At 70.0% G+C, this 1868-nt stretch carries 1 protein-coding gene; it reads left to right on the plus strand.

The window, feature by feature from the left end; all coding sequences use genetic code 11:
* Nucleotides 1-123: 123 nt before the first annotated feature.
* A partial coding sequence (locus Q0X16_RS00005) for a DNA polymerase III subunit gamma/tau (RefSeq protein WP_297829186.1) occupies nucleotides 124-1868 on the plus strand: 1745 nt, incomplete at its 3' end.

The raw sequence follows: 1868 nt of genomic DNA on the forward strand, positions 1-1868 counted from the left end.
GCCGGGAACAGCGACCCCCGCCGCGGCTGCGGTCCGGGGACCGGGGCAAACGACGGGTGGTGACGGGTGGACGCGGCCCGTTCGCATCCCTACCTTAGCCCGAGCCCCGAATCCGAGCGCGCCATGACCGAGACCCAAGGGACCCGCTACCAGGTCCTCGCCCGCAAGTACCGGCCCGAAACCTTTGCCGACCTCGTCGGGCAGGACGCGATGGTGCGCACGCTGAAGAACGCCTTCGCCGCCGACCGCATCGCGCAGGCCTTCATCATGACCGGCATCCGCGGGACGGGGAAGACCACGACGGCGCGGATCATCGCCAAGGGCATGAACTGCATCGGCCCCGACGGCGCCGGCGGCCCGACGACGGATCCCTGCGGTACGTGCGAACATTGCGTGGCGATCATGGAGGGCCGCCACGTCGACGTGATGGAGATGGACGCGGCCAGCCGGACGGGGGTCGGCGATATCCGCGAGATCATTGAATCCGTTCACTATCGCGCCGCCTCGGCACGCTACAAGATCTACATCATCGACGAAGTCCACATGCTCTCCACCAACGCGTTCAACGCGCTCCTGAAGACGCTGGAGGAGCCGCCCGCGCATGTGAAGTTCATCTTCGCCACGACCGAGATCCGCAAGGTTCCGGTCACCGTCCTCAGCCGCTGCCAGCGCTTCGACCTGAGGCGGATCGAACCCGAGGTGATGATGGCGCTTCTGCGGAAGATCGCCACGGCGGAGGGCGCTCAGATCACCGACGATGCGCTCGCGCTCATCACGCGCGCGGCCGAAGGGTCTGCCCGCGACGCGACCTCGCTCCTCGACCAGGCGATTTCGCATGGCGCGGGAGAGACGACCGCCGACCAGGTCCGCGCCATGCTCGGGCTTGCCGACCGCGGCCGGGTCATGGACCTCTTCGACCTGATCCTGAAGGGCGATGCGGCCGGGGCACTGACCGAACTTGGCGCGCAGTATTCCGGCGGCGCCGACCCGATGGCCGTCTTGCGCGACCTTACCGAGATCACCCATTGGGTCAGCGTCATCAAGATCACGCCGGAGGCGGCCGACGATCCCACCGTCGCACCCGACGAACGCACGCGGGGGCAGGCCATGGCCGCCGCGCTGCCGATGCGCGTGCTGACCCGGTTGTGGCAAATGCTGCTGAAGTCGCTCGAGGAAGTGGCGGCCGCGCCGAATGCGATGATGGCCGCCGAGATGGCGGTGATCCGCATGACGCATGTGGCCGACCTGCCTGACCCCGAGCAGCTGCTGCGCCGGATTGCCGAAGGCCCCGGGCCGGCCGCGCCGGCCGGTCGCGCCCCCGCGCCAGCAAGCCAGACCACCAACGCCGTGCCGCGCGCCGAGGTGAATGTCGCGCCGTCAGGGTCTGGCGCCGCGACCGCGCTGGCCCGGGCACCCGAAGTGGCGCTGGCTCGCTACGCGAGCTTCCCCGCGGTGGTGGAACTGATCCGCGCCAACCGCGACGTGAAGCTGCTTCTGGAGGTGGAAAACCACCTCCGCCTCGTCCACTACGCGCCGGGCCGGATCGAGTTCGAGCCCACCGCCGATGCCCCCCGCGACCTTGCCGCGACGCTGGCGGCGCGGTTGCAGGGCTGGACCGGCGTGCGCTGGGGCGTCTCGGTCGTGTCGGGCGGCGGCGCGCCGACCCTCGCCGAGTTGCGCGACGCCAAGACACTGGCGGCAAAGGAAAAGGCCCGCGAAAATCCACTGGTCCAGGCGGTCTTCGCCGCCTTCCCCGAGGCGCGGATCGTGGACGTGAGAACCCCGGCGGAGGTTCTCGCGGCCGCCGGAGCCGAGGCTTTGCCCGAGGCCGAGGACGACGCCGGCTCCGACTGGGACCCCTTCGAGAA

The organism is Thermomonas sp., assembly GCF_025993755.1.
Classification (GTDB): domain Bacteria; phylum Pseudomonadota; class Gammaproteobacteria; order Xanthomonadales; family Xanthomonadaceae; genus Thermomonas.